The sequence below is a fragment of the Kiloniellales bacterium genome (genome assembly GCA_030064845.1).
Lineage (GTDB): Bacteria > Pseudomonadota > Alphaproteobacteria > Kiloniellales > JAKSDN01 > JASJEC01.
This window is the reverse complement of record JASJEC010000003.1, coordinates 84,179-107,210: the sequence shown is the minus strand read 5'-3', so window position 1 is coordinate 107,210 and position 23,032 is coordinate 84,179. Positions and strand designations below refer to the sequence as shown.

Below are 23,032 nucleotides of genomic sequence, written 5' to 3'. Positions count from 1 at the left end.
GCTAGACTGCCCGCCTCATCTGAAGAGGGAAGCAAGCCGTGATCGTCGAGCAGATCTGGACCGCCAACGCCTATCGCAACTTCAACTACCTAATCGCCTGCCCGGAGACCGGCGAGGCGCTGGCGATCGACCCCTTGGATCACAAGAAGTGCCTGGCCAAGGCCAAGGAGAAGGGCTGGGAGATCACCCAGATCCTCAACACCCACGAGCACGGCGACCATATCGGCGGCAACAAAGCCATGGTGAGGGCGACCGGCGCCAAGCTGCTGGCCCACGAGAACGCCAAGGACAAGATCCCGGGCATGGACCGGGGCCTGGGCGCCGGCGACGTCATCAAGGTCGGCAAGTCGGTCGAGCTGGAGGCCCTCGACACGCCGGGCCACACCATGAGCCACGTCTGCCTCTTGTCCCGCACCGACCAGCCGGCGCTGTTCTGCGGCGACACGCTGTTCAACGCCGGCGCCGGCAACTGCCACAACGGCGGCCACCCCAACGAGCTCTACCACACCTTCGCGGCCCAGCTCGCCAAGCTGCCCGACGAGACGCTGATCTATCCGGGCCACGACTACATCGCCAACAACCTGCGCTTCACCCTCGACCGGGAGCCGGACAACGCCAGGGCGGCAGCGCTGCTCGGCGACGTGGACGACCAGGACCCGGACGAGGCGCTGGTCTCGACTCTCGGCCTCGAGAAAGAGATCAACACCTTCTTCCGGCTGCACAGCCCCAGCGTGATCGCGCGCCTGCGCGAGGCCTTCACGGACCTGCCGGACCAGCCCGACCCCAAGACGGTCTTCCTCAAGCTGCGCGAACTGCGCAACAGCTGGTGATGCGTCGGGCCGCTGACTTAGCGGCTAGCCGGGGCCATCACCCTTCGACAAGCTCAGGGTGAGGGGGAAGTCGTATCCAAAAAGTATTCTCACCCTGAGCTTGTCGAAGGGTGGCGTCGATCAAGGACTCCAATTTTCTTTCAGCCAGTAAAGACAACACGGTTAGGGAACAAGCCATGCGCCGCAACCGCAGCCCCGGGTTCAACACGCGGGCGATCCACTTCGGCTACGACGCGTCGGAAGAGCAGGGCGCGGTGACGCCGCCGGTGCACTTCTCCTCGACCTTCGCGTTCGAGAACGTGGAGGAGGCTGCCTTGGCCGCGGTCGGGCAGGGCGAGGCCTTCATCTACGGCCGCACCCGCAACCCGACGCAGGAGCTGCTGGAAAGCCGTCTGGCCGATCTTGAAGGGGGCGATGCCGCCATGGCCGCCGGCTCCGGCATGGCGGCGATCTCCAGCCTCTTCTGGTCGCTGCTCAACCAGGGCGACGAGCTCGTCGCCCACACCACGCTCTACGGCAACACCCACGCCTTGGTCGCCGAGGGTCTGCCCCGTTTCGGCGTCACGGTGAAGCGGGTCGACCTGGCCGACCCGGCGGCGGTCGAGGCCGGGATCACGGAGAAGACCCGCCTGGTCTTCTTCGAGACGCCGGCCAACCCGGACCTGGCGATCGTGGACGTGCGCGCCGTCTCGGAAGTGGCGAAGGCGCACGGCGCCCTCACCGTGGTCGACAACACCTTCGCCTCGCCGGCCCTGCAGCGGCCGATCGAGTGCGGCGCCGATGCCGTGGTCCACTCCATGACGAAGTTCCTGGGCGGCCACAGCGACGTGATCGCCGGCGCGCTGATCGGCCCGGAAGAGGTCGTCACGCAAACCCGCCGCCACGGCCTGCGCTACCTGACCGGCGGCGCGCTGGCGCCGCTCTCCGCCTTCCTGGTGCTGCGCGGCCTGAAGACCCTGGGCGTCCGGGTCGAGCGCCAGAGCCGTAACGCCATGGCGTTGGCCCGCTTCCTCGAGGGCCATCCCAAGGTCGCCAGAGTCCTCTATCCGGGACTGGAGTCCCACCCCGGGCACGCCGTCGCCAAGGCCCAGATGAGCGACTTCGGCGGCCTGCTCGCCTTCGAGCTCAAGGGCGGCGCAGACGCGGGGCGGCATTTCATGAACGCGCTGAAGCTGGCCAGCCGGGCGGTTAGTCTGGGCGGCTGCGAGACCCTGGTGCAGCACCCGACGAGCATGACCCACGCGACCTACAGCGCGGAGGACCTGGCCCGAGCGGGGCTTACTCACGGGCTGATCCGCGCCTCGATCGGCCTGGAGGACGAGGAGGATATCCTGGAGGACTTCGAGGCGGCCTTGGGGTGACGGGCGGCGGCAGGTTTGTAGTTTCTGTCATGGCCGGACTCGATCCGGCCATCCAGGAGTAGCGGCACCGGATTTGCGCGTGGTCCCTGGATGCCCGGATCAAGTCCGGGCATGACAATTCGGTCAGGGGTTTCCTGCGGTCGTCAAGCGGCGACCGGGACTACTCGAAGGCCGGATCCCACTCACCGCAGCCGTAGTCCGAGGCGACGGTCGGCCAGGCGTTCATCACCTTGGTGCCCAGTTCCGAGACCGTCGCAGGACGCGGGGCGTAGCGCCGGCACTCGCCGACCTTGACCTTCTGGTTGAGGATCTCCGGGTCGTCGCGGTCGAGCTCCTCGCCGCTGGGGGCGAAGCTCCGGCAGCTGCGGCAGTACTTCATCGCGTCGCTCTCCTGGGGCCGACTGGGGGGAGCGGGAGTGTCGCGCCGAAAGACCAGGATTTCGTTAATTGCGGGGTCTCTTGGGTCGCGGCAGGACGCGTCATGGCCTAGAGTTGTGCGACTTCGAACGATGCTGCAGAGGGGAGGGCGCCTTGGCCCAGATCAACATCCAGTTCACCTTGTTCTCCGCCTTCTACTCGCCGCTGATCTCGGCGATGTCGGGCGGTTTTCTCCGGGACGAGGGGCTGGAGCCCGAGTGGTCGGTGTCGCCGCCGGGAACCTCGGCGCTGGGCGCCTTGAGCGAGGGGTCGGTCCATGTCGTGCAGTCGGCGCTCAGCCAGGGCTTCGGGCCGCTCAACAAGGGCGAGACCCCGGCCACGGTGCACTTCGCCCAGGTCAACGAGATGGACGGCTTCTTTCTGACCGGGCGCGAGGCCGACCCCGACTTCACCTGGGACAAGCTGGAAGGCGCCGAGGTCGTTCTCTTCAAGGGCGGGCAGCCGCTCGCCATGTTCAAGTACGCCTGCCACAAGGCCGGTATCGACTTCGACAGGATCAAGCCGATCAACCCGGGCGGGGCGGCCGACATCGACAAGGCCTTCCGCGAAGGGCAGGGCCTCTATGTCCAGCAGCAGGGGCCCTTCCCGCAGCAGCTCCAGGCCGACGGCGTCGGCCACGTCGTGGCGCAGGTCGGCCCGCTGATCGGCCCTTGCGGCTTCTCCAGCCTGGCCGCCACCCGCGAATGGCTCGAGACCGACATGGCCCGGGCCTTCATGCGGGCCTACCGCAAGACCCGGGTCTACATGAACGAGACCCCGGCCGCCGAGATCGCCAAGGCCGAGAAGCCCTACTTCCCCGACATCGACGAGGCCGTGCTGACCGACTGCATCGCGACCTACCAGAAGCTCGGCTGCTGGACGCCCCACGTCGAGATCACCGAGGCGGCCTACCAGAAGACGCTCGACGTCTTCGAGTACAACGGCCTGATCAAGGAACGCTACCGCTACGACCAGGTCTGTGCGCTACCGCCGAACTAGATTCTTCTCGGCCGTAAACGCTCTTTCTTGTGGTGGTTGACCGCAGTTCAAGACGACCCGTGAGGAGATCCCATTTCGTCCCGGATGCCGGAAGAGCCGCCAAACCTCCTGTTCCTGCTCGGTGAAAGCCATGCGCCGGATCTGCTCGGGGCCTTGGGCAATCCCTGGATCAAGACGCCGAACCTCGACGCCCTGGCAAAGCGGGGCCTGCTCTTCGAGTCCGCCTATTGTGCGAGCCCGCTCTGCGTTCCCGCCCGCGCGGCCGTCGCCACGGGCCGCTTCCCGCACGAAAGCGGCTACTGGGATTCCTCGATCGCCTACGACGGAGTCCGCGACAGCTGGATGAAGCGGCTTCGTGGCGCCGGCTACGAGACCGTCGGCGTCGGCAAGATGCACTTCCGCGACGATACGGACGACTACGGCTTCAGCCGCTTCATGGAAACCATGCAGATCGCCGACGGCATCGGCGACCTGGTGAGCGCGCTGCGCTTCAAGGATGCGGAGCCCTGCTATCGGGGCCTTTGGGACATCTGGACGTCGCAGTTCGGCGCCGGAGACTTGTCGCCCTACCGCCGCTACGACGAACGCATCGTCGCGGCGGCTCAAGCTTGGCTGCGGGAGGAAGCCGTCTCGAGCGTCGCGCCCTGGGCCTTGTCGGTCCATTTCATCGCCGCCCACGCGCCCTTTGTGACGCCCGAGAAGTTCTACAAGCTCTACGACCCCTCCGATCTGCCGCCCCCCATCCGGTTCCACGAGGACGAGCGCCCGGACCACCCCTCGATCCGTCACCTGCGGGACATCGTCTGCCACCAGCCCGACGTTACGCTGGCGCAGGTTCAAGCCGTCCGGGCGGCCTACTTCGCCACGGTGAGCTACCTGGACGATCTCGTCGGTCGTGTCCTCGGGACGCTGGAGGGGCTCGGCCTGGCGGAGACCACCCGTGTCGTCTACACCTCGGATCACGGCTTCAGTTGCGGCGACCACTACATCTTCGGTCTCTTTCATCTCTTCGAGGAGGCGCTGCGGGTTCCCCTGATACTGGCCGGTCCGCAGATCCCGTCCGGCGCCCGGCTCGGCGACCCGGTGTCCCATGTCGACCTCTACCCGACGATCCTCGAAGGCTGCGGCCTTCCTCCGACGGCCGAAGAGCAGGGCCTCGAGGCTCGCAGCCTCTGGCCCTTGATCCGCGGCCGCGAGCGGCGCTGCTCCAACTTCGCCGAGTACCATGGCACCGGCACCAAGTCGGCTGGCTTCGTTCTGCGCGAGGGGCCTTTGAAGCTGATCTACTTCGTCGGCATGGAGCCCCAGCTCTTCGACCTTTCCGCCGATCCGCAGGAGGCGCGGGACTTGGCCCTCGACGCCGGCAACCGGGCGCAGGTCGAGAGAATGATCGGCTTGCTGCGGGCCAAGCTCGACCCGGAAGCCGTGGATGCGCAGGCAAAAGCGGATCAAAGGGCCTTGATCGAGCTGCACGGCGGTGAGGCGAGGGTGCGCGAGAAGATGAGCGGCTTTGCCTACTCACCGCCACCCGGGATGAGCTGGCAGTCGATCAACGCGGCAGGGTGAGGCGCTTGAAACCCCGCAAGTGCCGAACGTTTCGGCGATCAATCAGAAGGCCCGTGTTTCAGCGCGAAAGCACCGGCCTCCTTCATCATGTCTTCGAAAAGCGGGTTCTCCGCCTCGAGAATCTTGCCGTTGTCCCGAATTGGGTCTTTCAGTACGAGGCTTGCGTGGGAGACACCGCGACTCTCTGGAATTCTATAAAAGACTAGCGACTCATCTCCCGATACTTTTTCGCAAAGATTCTCAACGCCACTGATGTCGGCCGTTGAATCCGATTCTGAATGAGCAATAAAGATGCGCCTCGGGAAGGGACATTTGTGGTCAAATCCGTCGATGAGGTCGTCGGTTTCCTTGATCAGATAGGCGAGCTCTTGAGCTGCATCCATGTCGATGTGGCTGTAGCGGTATGGATTGGAGCCAACAAGCGGCTTCTCCTGATCAAGAATATCCGCCAGGAAGGTTCTCAAGACACGTTCTTTCAACTCACCGAGCAACCCCATGTGGCCACCAGCGAGGTCGAGCGCCGCCGAGAAAAGGTAGAGATCACCATTCACTGCCGGCTTGGTCGCGGCCATGTAGAAGCTTAGCGTGCCACCGGTAGAGAGCCCGCCGATGGATATTCTTTCCGATCTTTCCTGCGCTTTTCGCATCGCAAAGCGTACGTTCCGTTTCCACTCCGCCAGATCGACCGTTTCCATGCCACGCGGCTCCCGTAGACCGTGGCACTGTAAGAGCGGCAGGTAGACATCGAACCCCAGTTTCTCGTGGAAGTGTTGGCCTATTGAAGAAACGAAGTGCGGTGAGTCCGATAATCCGTGGACCAGGACGATTGCGTTTCTTGCCGGCGCGGCATGAAGCATGATACGTGGATGGCAGCCGTCCCTTACGTCTTTTGGTGAGAAATAGGTGAACTCCTTGTAGTACTCCATCCACTCGAAATGTCGTGGCTCGGGATCAGGTGAATTTGTCATCTTTCTCGCCCTTTTTCGTATGTTGCACTCGTGGACTTGCTATGGTTTTGCCGCAAGGGCACCGCTAATTTCCGGTCTTGGCTAAGCCAAGACGTTCCAAATAGATCCCTTTGACGCCGCTCTACGGCGAGGCCTTTACCTAGACCCGGAACAGCTGCCCGCAGCCGTCGCGCTTGTCCTGGATTCCTGCGAGCCTCAGGCAGTGCCAGGCCACGGCGTGGTTGCTCGAGGTCACCGGCTTGCCGAGCTCGGCTTCCAGTTCCTCGATGCCGTCTGCCAGACGTATCGAGGTGCAGGAGACGAAGACCGCGTCGACCTGATCCGAGGACCCGAGGTCGACCGCGGCGGCGCGCAGCGAGGCCGCAGAGATGCGCGCGACCCTGTTGTCGTCGGGCTCGTTGAACGAGCCCATGACCGGCACCTCGAAGCCGCCCTCCAGGATGCGCGCGCGCATGGCCTGGTTGATCTCGTCGAGGTAGGGGGTAAGCAAGGCGATGCGCCGGCAGCCCAGCGCCTCGAAGGCGGCGCAGGCGGCGACCATGGGGTTGGTGCAGGCGATCCCCGGCCTGGCCTTGTGGATCTGCGCGGCGACCTTCTCGTCGCCGATCATCATGGCGCCCGAGGTGCAGCCGTAGGCCATGACGTCGAGCGGGACGCCGGGCAGGATCACGCCGGCGGCCTCCTCCAGGCCGGCCTCCATGGCCTTCAGCGTCTCGGGCGTGATGGTCGGGTCGTTGGCGATGCGGCTCTCGAAGAAGGCCACGCCCGGCAGGTCGATGAGGCGGCGGAACTCGTACTCGATCGTGTTGTCGGAGCCGAGCACGATGACCCCGATGGCGGCCCGCGCCGCGATGCCCTCGTCGGTCTCGAAGGGAATGTTGCGCCGGTTCTCGATCAGGCCCTCGGCGCCTTGGTCGAGGGTCAAAGTGGTGCTCATTCTCGCCTCCAATGGCTCAGGCTCTTGCGCCCTTGATCGCCGTCATCCTTCGACAAGCTCAGGATGAGGGAATCTCTCTGAAACATACGTCCCTCACCCTGAGCTTGTCGAAGGGTGATGGTGCCGGCTAGCCGCTGCGCCGCGGCTTCTACTGCAGCGTCATGCCCGTGATATCGAACTCCGGCCGGCGCCCGGCGATCAGGTCGGCGGTGATCCGCGCGGCGCCGCTCGCCATGGTCCAGCCCATGTGGCCGTGTCCGGCATTGTAATAGAGATTGCTCTGCGGGCCGAGGCCGAAGCGCGGCGTGCCCTCGGGCGTCATGGGCCTGAGGCAGGCGCGGTAGGTCGGCCGCGCGTAGTCGGCGCCTTCCGGGAAGATGTCCTTGGCGACGCCCAGCATCCCGTCGAAGTCCGAGGCCTTGGTGGAGAGGTCGTAGCCGGAGAACTCGGCCGTGGCCGTGACCCGCAGGCGCTGGCCCATACGCAGGTAGGCGACCAGGTTGTCCTCGTCGACGCCGCCGACGGTCGGCGGATTGTTGCGCCCGGCGACCGGCAGGGTGACCGAATAGCCTTTCACCGGATAGATCGGCAAGTTGACGCCGAGCTGGCGCGCCAGCTGGGGGCTCTGCGGGCCGAGCGCCATGACGTAGGCGTCGGCGGTCTCGGTGCCCCCGCCTGTGCCACCCTTGGTGCGCACGCCGGTGATCCGGCCGCCTTCGGTGTCGAAGCCGGTGATGCTGCGCTCGTAAAGGAAGGTTCCGCCCAGTTCGACGCAGCGCTCGGCGAGGCCGAGGGTGAAGAGCCGGGAGTCGCCGCTCTCGTCGGTCGGGCAGTAGACCGCGCCGGCGAACTTCTCCTTCACCGGCGCCAGCGCCGGATCGATGCGGGCGGCCTCGTCGCGGTCGATGGCGCGCAGCTCCTGCCCGTCGTTCGCCAGGATCTCGGTGCTGGCCGCGCCGCGCTCGAAGGACTCGGCCGAACGGTAGAGATAGAGCAGGCCCTTCTGCGCGCCGTCGTAGGTCAGCCCGGTCTCGGCGACGGTCTCGCGCAGGGCGCCCTGGGCGTAGAGGCAGAGCTGGTGCTTGCGCAGGGTGTTGAGGCGCGCCCGCTCCGCCGTGCACTGCCGGAGGAACAGCCAGGACCAGTGCCACAGCCGCGGGTCGGGACGCAGCTTGAAGCGCAGCGCCTGGTCGTCCCGCCACAGCGATCGCAAGAGCATCATCGGCGCCTTGGGCGAGGACCAGGCGTAGGCGTGGCCCGGCGCGACGAGGCCGGCGTTGTTGGCGCTGGTCTCTTCGGCCGCGGTGGCGTTGCGCTCGATCACCGTGACCTCGTGGCCGTCCTTCAACAGGCGGTAGGCCGTCGTCACGCCGATCACGCCGGCGCCCATGACCAGCACCTTCATGGCCGCGCCTCCCTTGTTCTGACTGAGCACTCTAGGCGAGGCGCGGCCGCTTGGCGACCGGCTTGAAGACTGCTGAAGTCCCTGCCTAGGCGATCCCCTCACCCCGGCCCTCTCCCCCTCAGGGGGAGAGGGAGGGACCCGCGAAGTGGGAGGGTGAGGGGGCAAGGGCTTGGCGGTGCGGCCATCGACCGGAAGGTCCCAGATGCCTTCGTTCGAGCCTTGGCGCCATCTGTCAGGCTGCTGCCGGCGTCGACATTCCTAAGCGCCGACACCGGGGGTGCTACTCGTCCTCTTCGGGTCCGTAGTTTTGGATGTCGATCTCGAAAGGGAGACCAAGTCGTTTGAGAAAATCAAAGTCATCCGGCGTGAACTCGAAGGACGGTGTGATCTCCCACGGACTCACGTAGATGCTGATGCGAGGCGAGTTGGCGGCGCAGGATGGCAAGGTCGCCAGTCGGTCGAGCCTTGGCTCCAGCGCCGCTCTCAGGGGCTCGAGGAGTCGGCTTACTTCAATGCAATGAGACAAAGGATCAGACAACGCGATCTCAGGTGTCAGAGCCCAGAGATTCAGCTTTGCCCTATGCCGCGGATCGCGAGGCGGTGGAAAGCTCTGCCCCTTTCGCACTATTCGGGTTGGCTGCAGATCGAGGTGCTTGGAGATTTCATCGGGATCGCAGTCGAAACCAACGATCCACAATTGGATCCCGATCCCGTAAAGCTCATCGCCTTGCATGAAATCACCAGAAGTTATCGATTGGTTCCAGGAACTGAGACCGTGCGGATGCACTCTCGGTTCGAAACTAGAAGGTAGACCCTAACGATTGGTGATGGTGTCCACCTGAAAGCCCCAGATTCCGCGGCCCGCTTTGCGGGCGATACTTTCATAGGCGGTGTATTCGAAGGGGGCGTCGGGCGTGGCCACGGCCCAGCCCTGGTAGATCAGCCAGGCGCCCAGGTCGACCATGGGGCCGAAGGGGTCGCCGTCGTCGCGCACGTAGCAGAAGGCATTGTAGCTCCGGTCCCGGTTCCGGCTCACCTTCTCGCAGGTCACCATCCGGTCGACCCGGAAGTGCAGCGCCTCGACCGAACGGGGCGCGCAGCGCAGCGGCCTGATCTGGAAGCGGCAGGTCCGGTTGGTCGGCGGCTGGAAGGTCCCGTAGAGGTGAAAGATCTGTCCGCGGATCTTGAGCGTGCCGTCGTTCTGCACGAAGGCGAGGGAGCGTTGCGCCGCATTCCCGGATTGCGCCGAGGCCGCGAGCAGGACGAGCGCCGCGCAAAGAATTCGCCACATGGTCCTTCCGCCCTCCCTTCTATGCCCGACGTGAAACTCGCCCTCGCTAACTGCTACGAGCGGCGCGTCACGTCCATCCCGCCGTTGCGGGCTTCGCGATCACCGAGCCGCGACGATGCCGATCTCCACGGTGAACTTGGTCGCGGCGAGCTTGGCCTCGACACAGGCCCGCGCCGGCGCGTTGCCCTCGGGCACCCAGGCGTCCCAGACCTCGTTCATCTCCTGGAAGCCGCGGATATCGGAGAGCCAGATCGTCGCCGAGAGGATCTTGGACTTGTCGCTGCCCGCCTCGGCGAGCAATGCGTCGATCGCCTGCAGGATGTCGGCCGTCTGCTCGGCGACAGGGGCGCCCGGCTTGTTCTGCGCGACCTGCCCGGCGAGATAGATGGTGTCGCCGTGAATCACCAGTTGGCTCATGCGGGTCGCGACGTGCCGGCGTTCGATGGTCATGGGCTTCCTCCCTGTTTAGGAATTCGGGTCGAGACTAGCCCAAGCGCCGCCGGCCGGTCGATGGCGAAGCGGTGACATATTCTCCCAACAACATGTCATGCCCGGACTTGATCCGGGCATCCGGGGGCCGCTGCGACGCCGGCTGCTGTTGCTCCTGGATGGCCGGATCAAGTCCGGCCATGACATTTAGGGGGAAGGGGTAGGGCCTCGCGCCGATAGACCCGAGAGCGGGTCACCGAACATAACCCACTCTAGGACGCCAGAGCGGGACGGCCGAAGGCCGTGGCGGTGATGCGGGTCTCGAAGAAGACCTCGCGCCCGTCGGCCGCCTCGGCGACCACGTCCTTGCGGGCGATCTTGACCTCCGACCGCGCCGCGCCGGCGCGCTCCGCCGCCGCCCCGGCGAGACGCCGGGCCTCCTCCACGGCGTAGGCGGTGGCGCCTTCGAGCTGGCCGAAGTCGCGCAGCCCGCTCGACAGGTGGACCCGGTAGCGGCCCTCCTCCGGCGAGGTGATCAAGGCTTCGACCCGCTGCACGACACCGGCCGCGACGGCGCCGACGGCGTTCGCCACCTCGGCGTGGGGTGGCACGATGATCTCGGTGTCGAGGCGGTCGGCGAGCGCGCCGTAGTAGGTCGCGGCCGGCGCGCCGACGGCGACCACCGGCCGGCCCAGCTTGACCGCGAAGTCGACGCCGCCGCGCGCCTTGCGCTCCGGCGCCATGAGGGCCCGCTCGACCAGCCCCGCGTCGTCCAGGCCGGGCTCGCCGGCTTCGGCCAGCGCGGCGCCGACCAGCGCTCTGCCGCTCTGCACCAGGACCTGGTCGAAGACGCGGCGGGCGAAGGCCTCCGGGTCGGCGAAGCTCTCCAGCCGGGATCGACCCAGTCGCCAGAGCCAGATCGCCGCGCCCAGGCGCGCCGCCTCGGCGTTCCACTGGGCATGCAGCCCGAGCAGATGGGCGGCGTCGCTCGGCGTGAAGGCGGAGAGGATGACCAGGCCCCGGTCGGTCAGCCGGTCCAGCGGCGCCTTGAGGTAGGAATTCGCCAGCAGCTCCTCCAGCGCAACCGGGCCCGCCTCGAGGCGGCGCCAGATCTCCCGCTCGCCGCTGCTCAGGCTCCCGGCCTCGGTGTCGAGCGCGCGCAGGCGCAGCGCGAAGCGCCCGGCCAGCGCGTCCTTGAAGGCGAGGCCGGACGCGCCGTCCGCCGCCTGGCGCCGCAGCGCCTCGAGGACCGCTCCGTTGTCCTGGGCCAGAAGCGCCAGGGGAACGGCCCGGCGGGGGCCGACCAGCAGGGCGCCGCGCTCGTCGAGCCGGACCTCGCTGTCGCCTCCGATGCCGAGCGTGTGCACCGAGACCGCCTCGACCATGGTGCGCCAGCCGCCGACCTGGGCGCCGTCGGGGCTGAGCGCGGGCTGGCCGTCGGCGAGCACCGCGATGTCGGTCGTGGTGCCGCCCATGTCGGAAACCACCACGTCGCCCGCGCCGCACAGGGCCTGGGCGCCGATCAGGCTGGCCGCGGGTCCCGAGAGGATTGTCTCGATCGGCCGCTCAAGGGCCGCCGCGGCCGCGATCAGGGAGCCGTCGGCCTTCACCACCATGAGCGGCGCCTCGATCCCGGCCTCGGCCAGCTGGTCCTGCACCGCCAGGATCAGCTGCTGCAGCAGGGCGATAAGCCGGGCGTTGAGCACGGTGGTCATGGCGCGGCGCGGGGCGTCGAGCTTGCTGGTGAGCTGGTGGCTGCAGGTCACCGGCAGGCCGGTTCGCTCGCGCACCAGATCGCGCAGCGCGATCTCGTGGGCCGGGTTGCGTACGCCGAAGTAGCCGGCCACGGCGAAGGCGGCCGCCTTGGGCGCGTGCGCGGCGATCGCCGCTTCGGCGGCGGCGAGGTCGAGGGGACCCTGCGCGTCCCCGCTCGGCTGGTGCCCGCCCTGGAGGAATACGACCGGATCGCCCGCCATGGCGCGGCCAAGGCCGGAGCGTTCCAGGGACTCTGCGTCGAAGCCGGCGAGCAGCAGGCAGACCGGGCTGCCGTGCCCTTCGACCAGGGCGTTGGTCGCCAGCGTGGTCGAGAGCGCGACCATGGCGATCTCTTCCTCGGCCCGGGCCAGCACGCCGGTCATGGCCTCGGCGACGCCGATCGCCAGGTCGTGCTTGGTGGTCAGCGCCTTGGCGGCCGCCACCACGCCGCGGTCCTCATCGAACAGGACCGCGTCGGTGTAGGTGCCGCCGGTATCGATGCCGAGGCGGAGAGGCACGTGACGCTAGGGGCTAGAGGTTGGCCCCTCGCCCTCTGGGAGAGGGAGGGGCCCGACGCCGTCAGGCGTTGGGAGGGTGAGGGCGAGTTGTCTTCCAGCGTCGCGGTTGCCACGAACCAACTGGCCCTCACCCGGCTCCGCTGCGCTTCGCCACCCTCTCCCAAGAGGAGAGGGTTTCGTCGGCTCGGCCAACTCAGCCGCCTGGGAAACGGTAGCCGAACTTGGCGAGCTCGGCGTCGAGCGCGTCGCCCGTCGCCAGCGGGAGGCGGGTCAGCGGGGGGCGAAGGGCGTTCCAGGCCGGGTCGCCCAGGGACGACGCCAGGATGTGCTTCATCACCGGGATCATAGGATTGGCCTGGAGGATCTGGCGCAGGGCGGTGATCGCCGCCTGGTGCTCGGTCTTGGCCTCGTCGCCGGCCTTGAAGGCATCCCAGACCCGGCGGATCGCCGGCCCGTTGACGTTGGCCGAGGCGGTGATGCAGCCCGCCGCGCCCTTCTCCAGCATGTCCAGCATCAGGGTCTCGGTGCCGGGGAAGACGGCGAGATCGGGGAAGGACTCGATGTAGGCGGCGCAGCCTTCGGCGTCGCCCGAGCTGTCCTTCAGGCCGACGAAGGTGCCCGGATAGGCCTTCATCAGCCGCTCGATCACGGCGTGGGTGATCGGCACCATGGAGAGCTTGGGGAAGTGGTAGAAATAGACCTTGAGCGCAGCGTCGCCGACGCGCTCGACCGTCTCGGCAAAGGCCGCGTAGAGGCCCTCGTCGCTCACGCCCTTGTAGTAGAACGGGGGCAGCATAAGCGCCTGGGTGCAGCCGAGGGAGAGCGCGTGCCGGGTCAGGCGCACGCTGTCGCTGAGCGCCGCGCAGCCGGTGCCGACCATGATCTGCGCCGGCGGGATGCCGGCCGCGACGGCCGCCTCCAGCACCGCTTCCCGTTCCTCGGCGGAGAAGGAGGTGGCCTCGCCCGTGGTGCCGAAGACCGTGACGCCGTGACAGCCGTTCTCAAGCAGGCGGTGCAGGTGGGCGGTGTAGCGCGCCGTGTCGGGGCGCAGCTCGCCGTCGATCGGGGTCAGGGCGGGGGACCAGAGGCCCTCGGCCGCCTGCGCGGAGACGCGGTCGAGCGTTGCGGTTTCGGTCGTGGACATGGGCGAACCTCCTCAGCGGGACGGGCTGTCCTACGACGGGAAGGCTGGCGGCGGCAAGGGGATTCAGCTGACCTGATCGGGCAGCACGGCCTCGCGCACGCCGATGAAGGCCTTCAAGGCCTCGTCGATCTCGGGATCGAGGGTCGGCGCCTCGGCCTCGTAGCGTTCGAGCAGCTCCCGGGCCTTGGCCAGGCCCCGGTCATTGGCGTCGGTCGCGCCTTCGACCGACCACTGCTCGAAGCTGTTGTTGTCCAGCAGCTCGGGCATGAAGAAGGCGTCCTTGAAATGCTCGCGCGTGTGTTTCGTGCCCAGGAAGTGCCCGCCTGGCCCGACCTCGCGCACGGCGTCCATAGCGTCGCCCAGGTCGCTCAGGTCGACGCCCTGGCCGAAGCGGTAGTACATCTCCATCTGCTCGGCATCGAGCACGAACTTGGCGAAGCTCGCGGTGAGCCCGGCTTCCAGCCAGCCGGCGGCGTGAAAGACGAAGTTGGCCCCCGAGAGCAGCACCGACTGCATGGTCATGGAGGACTCGTAGGCCGCCTGGGCGTCGACCAGCTTCGAGCCGTTGACCATGCCGCTGGAGCGCCAGGGCAAGTTGTAGCGCCGCGCGAGCTGGCCGATCATGAAGTTCATCAGGCTGATCTCCGGCGTGCCGGCCATGGGCGCACCGGACTTCATCGAGACCGTCGCCAGGAAGTTGCCGTAGATCATCGGCGCGCCGGGTCTCACCGCCTGGGAGAAGGCGATCCCCGCCAGCGCCTCGGCGTTGAGTTGGGCGACCGAGCCCACGGTGCTGGCCGAGGTGCTGGCGCCCGCCATGACGAAGGGCGCCAGAATGACCGCCTGGTTGTGGCGGGCATAGACCTTGACCGCGTCCAGCATGGTCGAGTCCCAGACCAGCGGCGAGTTGCAGTTGCAGACCGAGACCATGACCGTGTTCTTCTCGACGAAGTCGTCGCCGAACACGAGCTTGGCCATGTCGACCGTGTCCTCGGCCCGCTCGCGTGCCGTGGTGGCGCCCATGAAGGGCTTGTCGGAGTGGGCGAGGGCCGAGTAGGCGATGTGCAGGTGCCGCTTGGCCACCGGGATGTCCACCGGCTCGCAGATGATCCCGCCGGTCATGTGCAGCGCCGGCGAGAGGTAGGCGAGCTTGTGGAAGGCGTTGAGGTCCTCCAGGCGGCTGTAGCGGCGCTCCTCGTTGAGGTCGAGCACGTAGGGTGAGCCGTAGGTCGGCACGAAGATCATGTTGCGCCCGCCGACCCGGATCTTGCGGTCCGGATTGCGCCCCTGAATGTCGAACTCCGCGGGCGCCTTGCCGACCAGCTCCATGACCAGGGCCCGGTCCAGATAGACCCGCTCGCCCTCGGTCCTGGCGCCCGCCTCCCGCCAAGTGGCCAGCGCCTCCTCGTCGCGGAAGTCGATGCCGACCTCCTCGAGGATCTGCATGGAGGCGTCGTGGATCAGCTCGACGCCTTCCTCGTCGAGCACCTCATAGACCGGGACGTTGCGCACCAGGGTCGGCAGGGAGACGGCCGGTGCCGCCAGGCGCGCCGCGCGCCGCGCCTGGCGCCCGCCACGGCGGACTTGTTCGCTCGACATGTCGCGCTCCTCCCGAACCTCTTCGCCTTAGAGCGGATCATGTTTAGATGGAACCACTTCGTGGTTGCCAACCAAACATGTGAATCCGCTCTACATCCTAGGTTTAGAGCAGATTCACCGGGTTTGATGGATCGCCTCCGGCGATTCAGTCAAATCCGGATCTGCTCTAGTCAACCAGAGATTACCATCCGGCGGGCGGCCGGGATATTGCGCTCTCGCCATGCCAGTATCCCGGCAGCGACAGCGCTCACCCACCCTTGAAGGAGAGCAGGGGCCGGAGCTTGCGTATGACCCGGGTCAAAGGGCTCTGGGCGCGCATCACAGCGGTTTGCCCTTGCAGGTGGCGGGCGCCGCCCTATTCCAGTTCCAGGCGTTCGCGGAACTTCTCGGCGTTGATGGCGATATCGTCCTCGCCGAGCTGGTCGAAGGGGTTCTCGAGGTGCGACTGGATGTTGTCCAGCCCGACGAAGATCAGGCTGAACAGCACTGGCATCATGAATTCGAGCCCGGGCGAGTACTCCGTGGCGAGATGGGCAAAGTAGGGCCCGTAGAGAACCGGCAGGATAAAGATGAAGATGCTGCTGTAGGCGCGCAGGGAGAGCGGTGTGCGGTACTGGTAGATGTGCTTCATCGTCTCGAAGGAGACGACGATCTTCGAGAGATACTGGTTGCAGCGCGACACCTCACCGGTGGCGAGCCCTTTCTGCCGCAGCGTCTTGATGAAGAGGGAAAGCCGCGACAGGTCGCGGTAGACGGCGTCCTCGTTCCTAACCATCTCCTGGCGTGTTCCGGCGAACAGCGTCCGGCAGTCCGCCAAGAAGCCGCCGAGCAGCGCGCCGGCTTCCCGCAGCGTCTCGGGATCGCTGTCGGCCAGCCAGTCGCGCGCGGCGAAGTAGATGGCGCGGCCGTGCGCCTTGATCTGCCCGTAGTGGTAAAGCGCGGTTTCCCGGCGCTTGTAGGCGCCGCTGATCGAGAAGACGATGGGAAAGATGATGGCCGTGGCGATCAGGGTGAGCGGATAATCGGCGATAAGGCCGTAGTGGCGGCATGCCAGCGTAGCCATTATGGCGAGACCGCAGACGAACAGGGCCTTCAGGTTGATGATCAGCCCGATCCGCTGCAGAAGGCGTCGCAGGGGAGACGGTTCCTCTACGGGTCCGCCTGTGATGCCGGGCTCGGCCAAGCGATCCGCTTCCATTTGGGCCATGTCGGTTTCTCCGCCGGTAGCTTCCGAGAGCCGGGGATAGGCGGAAACTCTTACGATTTCGCTAGCCCTGGCTTTTCGCCATTCGGGGTGGAATAGATAAGTTGCGGAAATTCAGACACTTAAGAGTCTAGGTCGCCGAAACCTGCTCCAGACCCTGGGGAAGGGGTCGAAGGCGCCGGCTATTCCTGTGACCCGTTCGCGTTCGCGCGCGCCCGCTCGATACCGGCGATCTGCTTGTAGGCGATGAAGTACTTGTAGATGTTGCGCACGTAGACGACCGGCTCGCGGCTCACCGCCTTCGCGGTGGCGACCTCGGTCTCGCCGAACCATCGGTTGGGGTCGAGGCCCATCTTCCGGGCCCGCTTTCGCGCCCTGGCGATGTTTGCCGGCCCCGCGTTGTAGGCCGCGAGGGAGAAGAGCACCTGATCCAGGGGCGCGATCTCCGGGTCGCTGAAGTAGCGGTCGCGCAGGAAGCGGAGATACTTGACCCCGGCGTGGACGTTGGATTCCGGGTCTTCGATGTTCGGCACGCCCACGTTGGGGTCGGCCGCCGTGGTCGGCAACACCTGCATGATGCCGACCGCCCCTGCCTTGCTCCGCGTATTTTGGTTGAGCTTCGACTCCTGGTAGCCCTGGGCCATGATCATCTGCCAGTCGAAGTCGAACCGCCCGGCATAGGTCCTGATCAGCGCCGTTACCGCTTCGTAGCGCTCCCGCGCCTTGCCCGCGCGGACATTGTCGATCCAGTCGGCCGACTTCAAGTAGCGCTTGATCAGGATGTTGCCGAGCAGCGTGCCCTTCTTCGCCTTTCTGACGAAGTCGTTGACCGCTTTCATCAGCAGCGGACTGTCCTTGCGGATCGCCCAGGCGATCGACCCGCCCTCGTTGACGGCGAGGTCCTCGTGCACCGTGATGCCGTCGAAGACCTGGGCCCAGAGCGCGGCCTTGTGGCTGTCGACGACGATCGCCGGGACCAGGCCGGCGTTGACCATCTCCAGCAGGTCGTAGTCCTCCAGCAGCTCGTCGGCGGCCACGACCGGGATCTCCTTCTGGCCGTCGTCGCGCCGCGTCTCGTTGATCGCCGAGAGGTGCTCGAAATAGCTGCTGGACCTGCGGACGTGAATCTCGGTGGCGGTCAGGTCGTCCAGGCTCGCGATGTCCGGTGCGCCGGGGCCGGTGATCACCAGTTCGCGGACGTTGGGATAGATCGGGTCGGAAAAGTCGACCAGCTTCCGGCGCGCCGGCGTGATCGTCAGGTTGGCCGCCACGATGTCGCCCTTGCCGCTGATCAGGTGGGGCAGCAGCTCGTCGCGTGCGAGCGGTATCAGGACGACGTTGAGCCGGCCGCGCGGTGCCTTGTGCACCTTCGCCAGGTGCTTCTCGAAGGCCCGGGCGAGGTCGTGCGTCAGTCCCCGCTGATGGACGCCGTCGTAGCTGAAGAAGAGCGGGTTGTGCACGGTCAGAATGCGCACGAAGCCGCGCTCGATCATGCCGTCCAGGTCGCCCCGCCATTCCTCGAAGACGTGCTCCAGGATTTCGTGGCGCCCGGTCTCGACTTCCGCGTCCGCGAGAAGAACCGCGCCCGGCCGCGCGGCGGTCTTGCCTTGCGAGACCTGCGTCCCGGCCGGTGCCGCGACCACGACTCTGTCCCGCGCGCCGTCGCCCGGACCGCTGGTCGGACCGTCCTGGGAATCGCCGCCGAAAAACCAGAGAAGGCTCGAAACGAGAAGCGCCGCCGCCGCCAGCGCGGCGATCGGGACAGCTTTTCTCATTGTCTCCTACTCCTAGCTTGCCGAGCCTAAGGGTCTGCGCCCTTTCGGGCAGGATAGGAGAAGTCTCGCTCGCGGCAAACGGGAATTGCGCGCGGGCCCGCGTCCTGACCCGCACCGGCCTGGTTCACGAGGAGCGGTGACTCTCCTGGCGCCGCGCCGGTCCCGGCTGCCCGATCTCTTCGTGTCAGGCGGTTTCCCCGGCCAGTTCTTTCGAAGCGGTCAGGATGCCTAGCGCGAAGGCGCCGCAGCCGATGCCGAGGGCGCCGAGGCAGAGCACCAGCAGGTGGCTGTACTTGTGCTCCAGCCCGGTCAGGCTCTGCATGACCGTCGTGTAGCCCGCCGTGTCGGTGAAGTAGAGCGCTGCGGCGGCCAGCGCGGCGAGGAAGGCGGCCAGGTAGCTCCAGACCGGCACGTCCCGCCGGCCCAGCCAGATCGAGAAGAAGACCACCGGGGCGAGGAACAGAGAGGCCGTGCCCGAGACCGCCACGGCGTCGAAGAGATCCTTGGAGCCGAGGAAGACCAGCCCCAGGCCGCCCAGCAGGAAAATGGACATGGCGATGCGCCCGTTCCGTACCGTCGGGCGCGCCAGCCCCGTGTCCACCACGGCCAGCTTGGCCGTGCTCGAGAAGGTCGAGTCCAGGGTCGACATGCAGGAGACCACCAGCGCGATGTTGAAGAGCAGCATGGGCCACTCGCCGATCAGCCGCGTCAGCGTAGGCACGAAGCCCTCGCCCTCAAGCGCGTTGAGCCCGGCCCAAACGCCGAGCAGGCCGAAAGCCAGGATGCAGGCGAAGGCGATCCAGGCGGCGTGATAGAAGCTCGCCCGGGTGGTGCGCTCGTCAGCGATGAAGCCCCGGTCCATCATGACCGGGTCGTGCAGCGGATAGCTCCAGACCTGGAGCAGGGCGACCATAAGCAGGACCCAGCCGGCGTTGCTCGCTTCGGGCGAGGAGAGAGCGAAGGCGGGCAGGTCGAATCCCCCGGCGCCGAAAGCGAAAGCCAACAGCAGCGCGAGCACCAGGAGGAAGACGCCGAGCTGGAACACGTCGGTGCGGATCGAGGCGTTCAAGCCCCCAACGGCGGCATAGCCGAAGGTCAGCGTGCCGACGATGACGATGGCGGCGGTGTAGCCGCCGGTCTCCGTCCCCCCGAAGATCAGCCCGATCACCAGCAGGTTGGCGAAGACCTCCGAGAGCAGGCGGAGCCCGACGACGAGGTTGTAGCTCGAGGTGCCGACGGTGCCGAAGCGGTCCTCCAGGAAGGCCTGCACGCTGCCGAAACCGTGGCGGAAGCGGATGCCCGCTATGATCCAGGCGCCGGTGACGAAGGAGAGGTAGTAGGCGGCGTAGGCCAGGGCGCCGGCGATACCGAAGAAGTAGCCCAGGATCGCCGCGTTCATGATCGAGCGCGCGAAGATCCAGGTCGTGACCTGGGAGAAAGTGAGTGCCAGCACCCCCGGCGCCGCCCCCGAGACCGCGGTGCCGCGAAAGAAGGCGCCTTCGCCCCGCGCGCGGGGACTGAGCAGAAAGCTCGCGAGCGCGACGACAGCCGTGACCACCGACAGGGTCAGCAGAGAATCGGACATGCAACCTCTCCATCTCGGACCGAGCGGCGCTAACTACCGGGCTTCGGCCGAAGAAGAAAGGCGGGGGAGGGCTTCATAACCGAGATGTGATGACCGGTGAGGCACGCGATTGCGCGCCGCCCGCCGAAGGGTCTAACGTTGCCCCTAAACCAGGGCGGAGGGCGCCAGGGGCCATGTCGAAACTCTTTCCCCATCTCTTCCAGCCGCTGCAGCTGCGGCACAAGACCTTGAAGCACCGCCTGGTGTTCGGCGCCCATACGGCCAACATGGCCGAGGCCGGCCTGCCGGGCGAACGGCACCTGGGCTACTATACGGAGCGGGCGCGCGGCGGGGCGGCGATGATCGTGGTCGAGCCCGTACCCGTACACCGGACCGGCGTGCTGACCCGCGGCAACTTCCGCCACGAGGACGACTCCATCGTCCCGGCCTTCCGGCGCATCACCGAGGCCTGCCACGCCTACGACACGGTGATGATCCAGCAGGTCTACCACGTCGGCCAGCACGGCGACGCCGACAACTCCTTCGAGCCCAACTGGTCGCCCTCGGGCCGGCCGTCCTACCACGACTCCGACGGCAGCCACGCCATGACCGGCGCCGAGGTCGAGGAGATGATCGAGAGCTTCGTCCAGGCGGCGCGGCGGGCCCGCGAGTCGGGCTTCGATGGAATCGAGCTCTTCGCCAACTACCACGGCCTGATCGAGCAGTTCTGGACGCCTTGGTCCAACCTGCGCGACGACGAATGGGGCGGCAGCTTCGAGAAGCGCATGCGCTTCTCCAGCGAGATCATCCGCCGTACGCGTGCGCTGGTCGGCGAGGGCTTCATCATCGGCCTGGCGGTCTCGGTCGACACCGGGGCGCAGGTCGCCAACTCGCTGGAGGTGCTGCAGGAGATCGTCGCCTGGCACGACGAGCGCGGCCTGATGGACTACGTGACCTGTGGCACCGGCGGCTACTTCGACTTCGCCCAGCTGATCCCCACGGTGGTCTACGAGGACAAGCTGGGCGCCAACCTCGCCGAGGCCCTGAAGCGGGTGGTGAGCCACGCCAAGGTGCAGGCCGAGAGCCACATCCGCACGCCGGAGAACGCCAACACGGTGATCGGTTCGGGCCAGGCCGACATGGTCTCGATCGTGCGCGGCCAGATCGCCGACCCCCACATGGCGGCCAAGGCCATGGAGGATCGGCCCGAGGACGTCCGGCCCTGCCTCTCGTGCAACCAGATGTGCTGGGGCCGGCGCTTCCGCGACTATTGGATCTCCTGCCTGATCAACCCCTCGTCGGGCCGCGAGTATCTCTGGGGCGGCGACCGCTTCACCCCCGCCGAGCATCCGAAGCGCGTGCTGGTGGTCGGCGGCGGGCCGGCCGGCCTCGAGGCGGCCCGGGTGGCGGCGGAGCGGGGCCACCAGGTGACCCTGGCCGAGGCCTCGGACCAGCTCGGCGGCCAGTTCCGCCTGGCCGGCCTGCAGCCGCGCCGGGCCCAGATCCTCGACCTCATCGCCTGGTTCCAGGGCCAGCTCGAGAAGCTCCAGGTCCAGGTCCGTTACAACACGCCGCTGTTCGACCTCGCCGAGGTCGAGGCCTTCGGCGCCGACGTGGTGGTCCTGGCGACCGGCTCGCTGCCGACCGGGACCGGCTTCCAGCGCGCCTTGCCCCACCTCGAGACCCTGCCCGGCGTCGAGCGGGGCAACGTCTGGTCGGTCGAGGAGGTGATGGGCCGCGCGGCGCGCCTCGGCAAGGCCGTGCTGCTGCTCGACGACGGGGCCAACTGGCGCGGCAGCGGCACCGCTTGGCATCTGGCCGAGCAGGGCCACGCGGTCACCCTGGTGACGCCGTCCCCGGTGGTCGCCAAGGAACTGGAACGCACGGCTGTCGACGGGCCGCTGCGCGGCCGTCTCAAGGGTCTCGGCGTAACCTTCTTCACCGAATCCGCCCTGGCCGAGTGGCATGGCGACGCGGCGACGATTCGCGACCTGCTGGACGGCAGCGAGCGGCGCTTGCCCTTCGACTCCCTGGTATTGGCGACCCCCAACGAGGCCGAGACCACCCTGCACCAGGCCCTGGATGGCAGCGCAATCGAGGTCCGCAGTATTGGCGACTGCGTCGCACCGCGCCAGGCCAACCTGGCGATCTACGAGGGGCGGAAGCTGGGCCTGGCCCTTTAGAAAGCGAATGGCGGGGGTGGTTGCAGGACGAATAGGAGGCGTTTAGCGTGCCGCACCACGGCACAGCGCCGCCGGTTCGGGCCATCGCGTGGGATGCGGTCATGGACACGAGACCACTTCACCCTCGTTTCGGGGTAGAGATCCAGGGGATCGACCTGCGGGAGGTCACCGCAGAACGGCATTTCCCGCAGATCCGGGCCTTGTTCGAGCAGCACTCGCTCCTGCTCTTCAGGAACCAGGAGGTGGATTCGGAGGCGCATAACGACTTCGCGCTTCTCTTCGGGCCCTTGGAAGACAGGGCCGCCGATGCCGCGGGCAGCGCGCCGCGCGCCCGACCGCCGGTGCCGAAGCTCTCGAACCTGGAGAAATCGGGCGAAGGGACCCTAGACGCGAAATCGCTCCAGGTCCTGAACCTGATCGCCAACCAGCACTGGCACACGGACAGCACCTTTCTGCGCACACCGGCGCTGATCAACGCGATTACCGCCCATGTGGTCCCGTCGAGCGGGGGAGAAACGGAAATCGTCTCGACCCGGGCCGCCTGGCACGACCTGCCGCAGGCGCTGAAGGACAGAGCCGAAGCAACGGTGTTCCTGCACTCGATCCTGCCCTCGCGGATCGACACCGACCCGCGGCTCTTGGACCTTCCGGAAGTGAACCGCTATCAGGGGCAGGCGTGGCGCGCCGTCTGGCCCAATCCGGTGACCGGGGAAAAAGCCCTCTATATCGCGAACCATATTTACGGCGCGCGCGGCATGGACTGGGACGACGCCCGGGCCCTCGCCGAGGAACTGATCGCGTTCTGCACCCGGCCGGAATATCTCTATGCCCATCGCTGGGAACCGGGCGATTTCCTTGTCTGGGACGAACGGGCGACCATGCATCGCGGGCGCCCTTGGCCCTTGGAGGAAGAGCGCACCCTGACCAGCACCTGCGTGTCGGCGCGCGACTGCGACGGTCTGTCGCTGGTGACGCCGGACGACGGACCGATCCGCCCCGAGGAAACGCTGAAGGTCGCGTGACCAGCCGCTCTCGCGCCCATCGAACGGTGTGAGCCGTTCTGACCGGGGTTCACAGTCGTTCAAAG

The 23,032-nt window shown here is 67.0% G+C and carries 19 protein-coding genes; 6 read left to right on the top strand and 13 right to left on the bottom strand.

Annotation, left to right across the window (positions count from 1 at the left end):
- The first annotated feature begins 38 nt into the window (after positions 1-38).
- Positions 39-830: a hydroxyacylglutathione hydrolase gene (locus tag QNJ67_02080; GenBank protein ID MDJ0607738.1), complete on the top strand. Its 792-nt coding sequence runs from the start codon at positions 39-41 to the stop codon at positions 828-830.
- 176 nt (positions 831-1,006) lie between these two features.
- Positions 1,007-2,191, top strand: coding sequence for an aminotransferase class I/II-fold pyridoxal phosphate-dependent enzyme (locus QNJ67_02075; protein ID MDJ0607737.1), 1,185 nt, complete (start codon positions 1,007-1,009; stop codon positions 2,189-2,191).
- 160 nt (positions 2,192-2,351) lie between these two features.
- On the opposite strand, the gene QNJ67_02070 is transcribed toward QNJ67_02075, so the two are convergent.
- Entirely contained in the window at positions 2,352-2,570 is a 219-nt protein-coding gene (locus tag QNJ67_02070) for a hypothetical protein (protein ID MDJ0607736.1), read from the bottom strand.
- 152 nt (positions 2,571-2,722) lie between these two features.
- Here QNJ67_02070 and QNJ67_02065 point away from each other — a divergent pair, with 152 nt between their 5' ends.
- Together QNJ67_02065 and QNJ67_02060 are read left to right on the top strand one after the other, a co-directional pair.
- Positions 2,723-3,607, top strand: coding sequence for an ABC transporter substrate-binding protein (locus QNJ67_02065; GenBank protein ID MDJ0607735.1), 885 nt, complete (start codon positions 2,723-2,725; stop codon positions 3,605-3,607).
- 84 nt (positions 3,608-3,691) lie between these two features.
- Positions 3,692-5,173, top strand: coding sequence for a sulfatase-like hydrolase/transferase (locus QNJ67_02060; GenBank protein MDJ0607734.1), 1,482 nt, complete (start codon positions 3,692-3,694; stop codon positions 5,171-5,173).
- A 38-nt stretch (positions 5,174-5,211) separates the two neighbouring features.
- On the opposite strand, the gene QNJ67_02055 is transcribed toward QNJ67_02060, so the two are convergent.
- The 12 genes from QNJ67_02055 to QNJ67_02000 all read right to left on the bottom strand — a co-directional run bounded on the left by QNJ67_02055 (position 5,212) and on the right by QNJ67_02000 (position 19,783).
- Positions 5,212-6,099 (bottom strand): alpha/beta hydrolase, encoded by an 888-nt coding sequence (locus tag QNJ67_02055; protein ID MDJ0607733.1) that lies wholly within the window; start codon positions 6,097-6,099, stop codon positions 5,212-5,214.
- 181 nt (positions 6,100-6,280) lie between these two features.
- Positions 6,281-7,078: an Asp/Glu racemase gene (locus tag QNJ67_02050; GenBank protein ID MDJ0607732.1), complete on the bottom strand. Its 798-nt coding sequence runs from the start codon at positions 7,076-7,078 to the stop codon at positions 6,281-6,283.
- A 148-nt stretch (positions 7,079-7,226) separates the two neighbouring features.
- Positions 7,227-8,483, bottom strand: coding sequence for a D-amino acid dehydrogenase (locus tag QNJ67_02045; GenBank protein MDJ0607731.1), 1,257 nt, complete (start codon positions 8,481-8,483; stop codon positions 7,227-7,229).
- Positions 8,484-8,763: 280 nt separating this feature from the next.
- A complete protein-coding gene (locus QNJ67_02040; protein MDJ0607730.1) occupies positions 8,764-9,216 on the bottom strand; it encodes a DUF4279 domain-containing protein in 453 nt (150 codons plus the stop codon).
- Positions 9,217-9,297: 81 nt separating this feature from the next.
- Positions 9,298-9,774 (bottom strand): hypothetical protein, encoded by a 477-nt coding sequence (locus QNJ67_02035; protein MDJ0607729.1) that lies wholly within the window; start codon positions 9,772-9,774, stop codon positions 9,298-9,300.
- Positions 9,775-9,873: 99 nt separating this feature from the next.
- The gene (locus QNJ67_02030) at positions 9,874-10,224 is read right to left on the bottom strand and encodes a RidA family protein (protein ID MDJ0607728.1); all 351 of its coding nucleotides are present in this window, start codon (positions 10,222-10,224) and stop codon (positions 9,874-9,876) included.
- A 251-nt stretch (positions 10,225-10,475) separates the two neighbouring features.
- Positions 10,476-12,476 carry a hydantoinase/oxoprolinase family protein gene (locus QNJ67_02025; GenBank protein ID MDJ0607727.1) on the bottom strand — a complete coding sequence of 667 codons (2,001 nt, stop codon included), beginning with the start codon at positions 12,474-12,476 and terminating at the stop codon, positions 10,476-10,478.
- Between the two features lie 193 nt (positions 12,477-12,669).
- A complete protein-coding gene (locus QNJ67_02020) occupies positions 12,670-13,620 on the bottom strand; it encodes a dihydrodipicolinate synthase family protein (protein MDJ0607726.1) in 951 nt (316 codons plus the stop codon).
- Positions 13,621-13,683: 63 nt separating this feature from the next.
- Positions 13,684-15,219: a trimethylamine methyltransferase family protein gene (locus QNJ67_02015; protein ID MDJ0607725.1), complete on the bottom strand. Its 1,536-nt coding sequence runs from the start codon at positions 15,217-15,219 to the stop codon at positions 13,684-13,686.
- A gap of 355 nt (positions 15,220-15,574) precedes the next feature.
- Entirely contained in the window at positions 15,575-16,426 is an 852-nt protein-coding gene (locus tag QNJ67_02010) for a hypothetical protein (protein ID MDJ0607724.1), read from the bottom strand.
- 179 nt (positions 16,427-16,605) lie between these two features.
- Positions 16,606-18,198, bottom strand: a complete 1,593-nt coding sequence (locus QNJ67_02005; protein MDJ0607723.1) for a transporter substrate-binding domain-containing protein — start codon at positions 18,196-18,198, stop codon at positions 16,606-16,608.
- 184 nt (positions 18,199-18,382) lie between these two features.
- Positions 18,383-19,783 carry a hypothetical protein gene (locus tag QNJ67_02000; protein MDJ0607722.1) on the bottom strand — a complete coding sequence of 467 codons (1,401 nt, stop codon included), beginning with the start codon at positions 19,781-19,783 and terminating at the stop codon, positions 18,383-18,385.
- Between the two features lie 173 nt (positions 19,784-19,956).
- On the opposite strand from QNJ67_02000, the gene QNJ67_01995 reads away from it, so the two are divergent.
- The gene (locus tag QNJ67_01995; GenBank protein MDJ0607721.1) at positions 19,957-21,945 is read left to right on the top strand and encodes an FAD-dependent oxidoreductase; all 1,989 of its coding nucleotides are present in this window, start codon (positions 19,957-19,959) and stop codon (positions 21,943-21,945) included.
- Positions 21,946-22,046: 101 nt separating this feature from the next.
- Positions 22,047-22,967 carry a TauD/TfdA family dioxygenase gene (locus QNJ67_01990; protein ID MDJ0607720.1) on the top strand — a complete coding sequence of 307 codons (921 nt, stop codon included), beginning with the start codon at positions 22,047-22,049 and terminating at the stop codon, positions 22,965-22,967.
- The last annotated feature ends 65 nt before the right edge of the window (positions 22,968-23,032 follow it).

Excerpts from the sequence above, each read along its gene's own strand:
- QNJ67_02075 (MDJ0607737.1), top strand. The coding sequence starts at position 1,007 with ATGCGCCGCAACCGCAGCCCCGGGTTCAACACGCGGGCGATCCACTTC.
- QNJ67_02070 (MDJ0607736.1), bottom strand. The coding sequence starts at position 2,570 with ATGAAGTACTGCCGCAGCTGCCGGAGCTTCGCCCCCAGCGGCGAGGAG.
- QNJ67_02060 (MDJ0607734.1), top strand. The coding sequence starts at position 3,692 with ATGCCGGAAGAGCCGCCAAACCTCCTGTTCCTGCTCGGTGAAAGCCAT.
- QNJ67_02055 (MDJ0607733.1), bottom strand. The coding sequence starts at position 6,099 with ATGGAGTACTACAAGGAGTTCACCTATTTCTCACCAAAAGACGTAAGG.
- QNJ67_02050 (MDJ0607732.1), bottom strand. The coding sequence starts at position 7,078 with ATGAGCACCACTTTGACCCTCGACCAAGGCGCCGAGGGCCTGATCGAG.
- QNJ67_02045 (MDJ0607731.1), bottom strand. The coding sequence starts at position 8,483 with ATGAAGGTGCTGGTCATGGGCGCCGGCGTGATCGGCGTGACGACGGCC.
- QNJ67_02040 (MDJ0607730.1), bottom strand. The coding sequence starts at position 9,216 with ATGCAAGGCGATGAGCTTTACGGGATCGGGATCCAATTGTGGATCGTT.
- QNJ67_02035 (MDJ0607729.1), bottom strand. The coding sequence starts at position 9,774 with ATGTGGCGAATTCTTTGCGCGGCGCTCGTCCTGCTCGCGGCCTCGGCG.
- QNJ67_02030 (MDJ0607728.1), bottom strand. The coding sequence starts at position 10,224 with ATGACCATCGAACGCCGGCACGTCGCGACCCGCATGAGCCAACTGGTG.
- QNJ67_02020 (MDJ0607726.1), bottom strand. The coding sequence starts at position 13,620 with ATGTCCACGACCGAAACCGCAACGCTCGACCGCGTCTCCGCGCAGGCG.
- QNJ67_02015 (MDJ0607725.1), bottom strand. The coding sequence starts at position 15,219 with ATGTCGAGCGAACAAGTCCGCCGTGGCGGGCGCCAGGCGCGGCGCGCG.
- QNJ67_02010 (MDJ0607724.1), bottom strand. The coding sequence starts at position 16,426 with ATGGCCCAAATGGAAGCGGATCGCTTGGCCGAGCCCGGCATCACAGGC.
- QNJ67_02005 (MDJ0607723.1), bottom strand. The coding sequence starts at position 18,198 with ATGAGAAAAGCTGTCCCGATCGCCGCGCTGGCGGCGGCGGCGCTTCTC.
- QNJ67_02000 (MDJ0607722.1), bottom strand. The coding sequence starts at position 19,783 with ATGTCCGATTCTCTGCTGACCCTGTCGGTGGTCACGGCTGTCGTCGCG.
- QNJ67_01995 (MDJ0607721.1), top strand. The coding sequence starts at position 19,957 with ATGTCGAAACTCTTTCCCCATCTCTTCCAGCCGCTGCAGCTGCGGCAC.
- QNJ67_01990 (MDJ0607720.1), top strand. The coding sequence starts at position 22,047 with ATGGACACGAGACCACTTCACCCTCGTTTCGGGGTAGAGATCCAGGGG.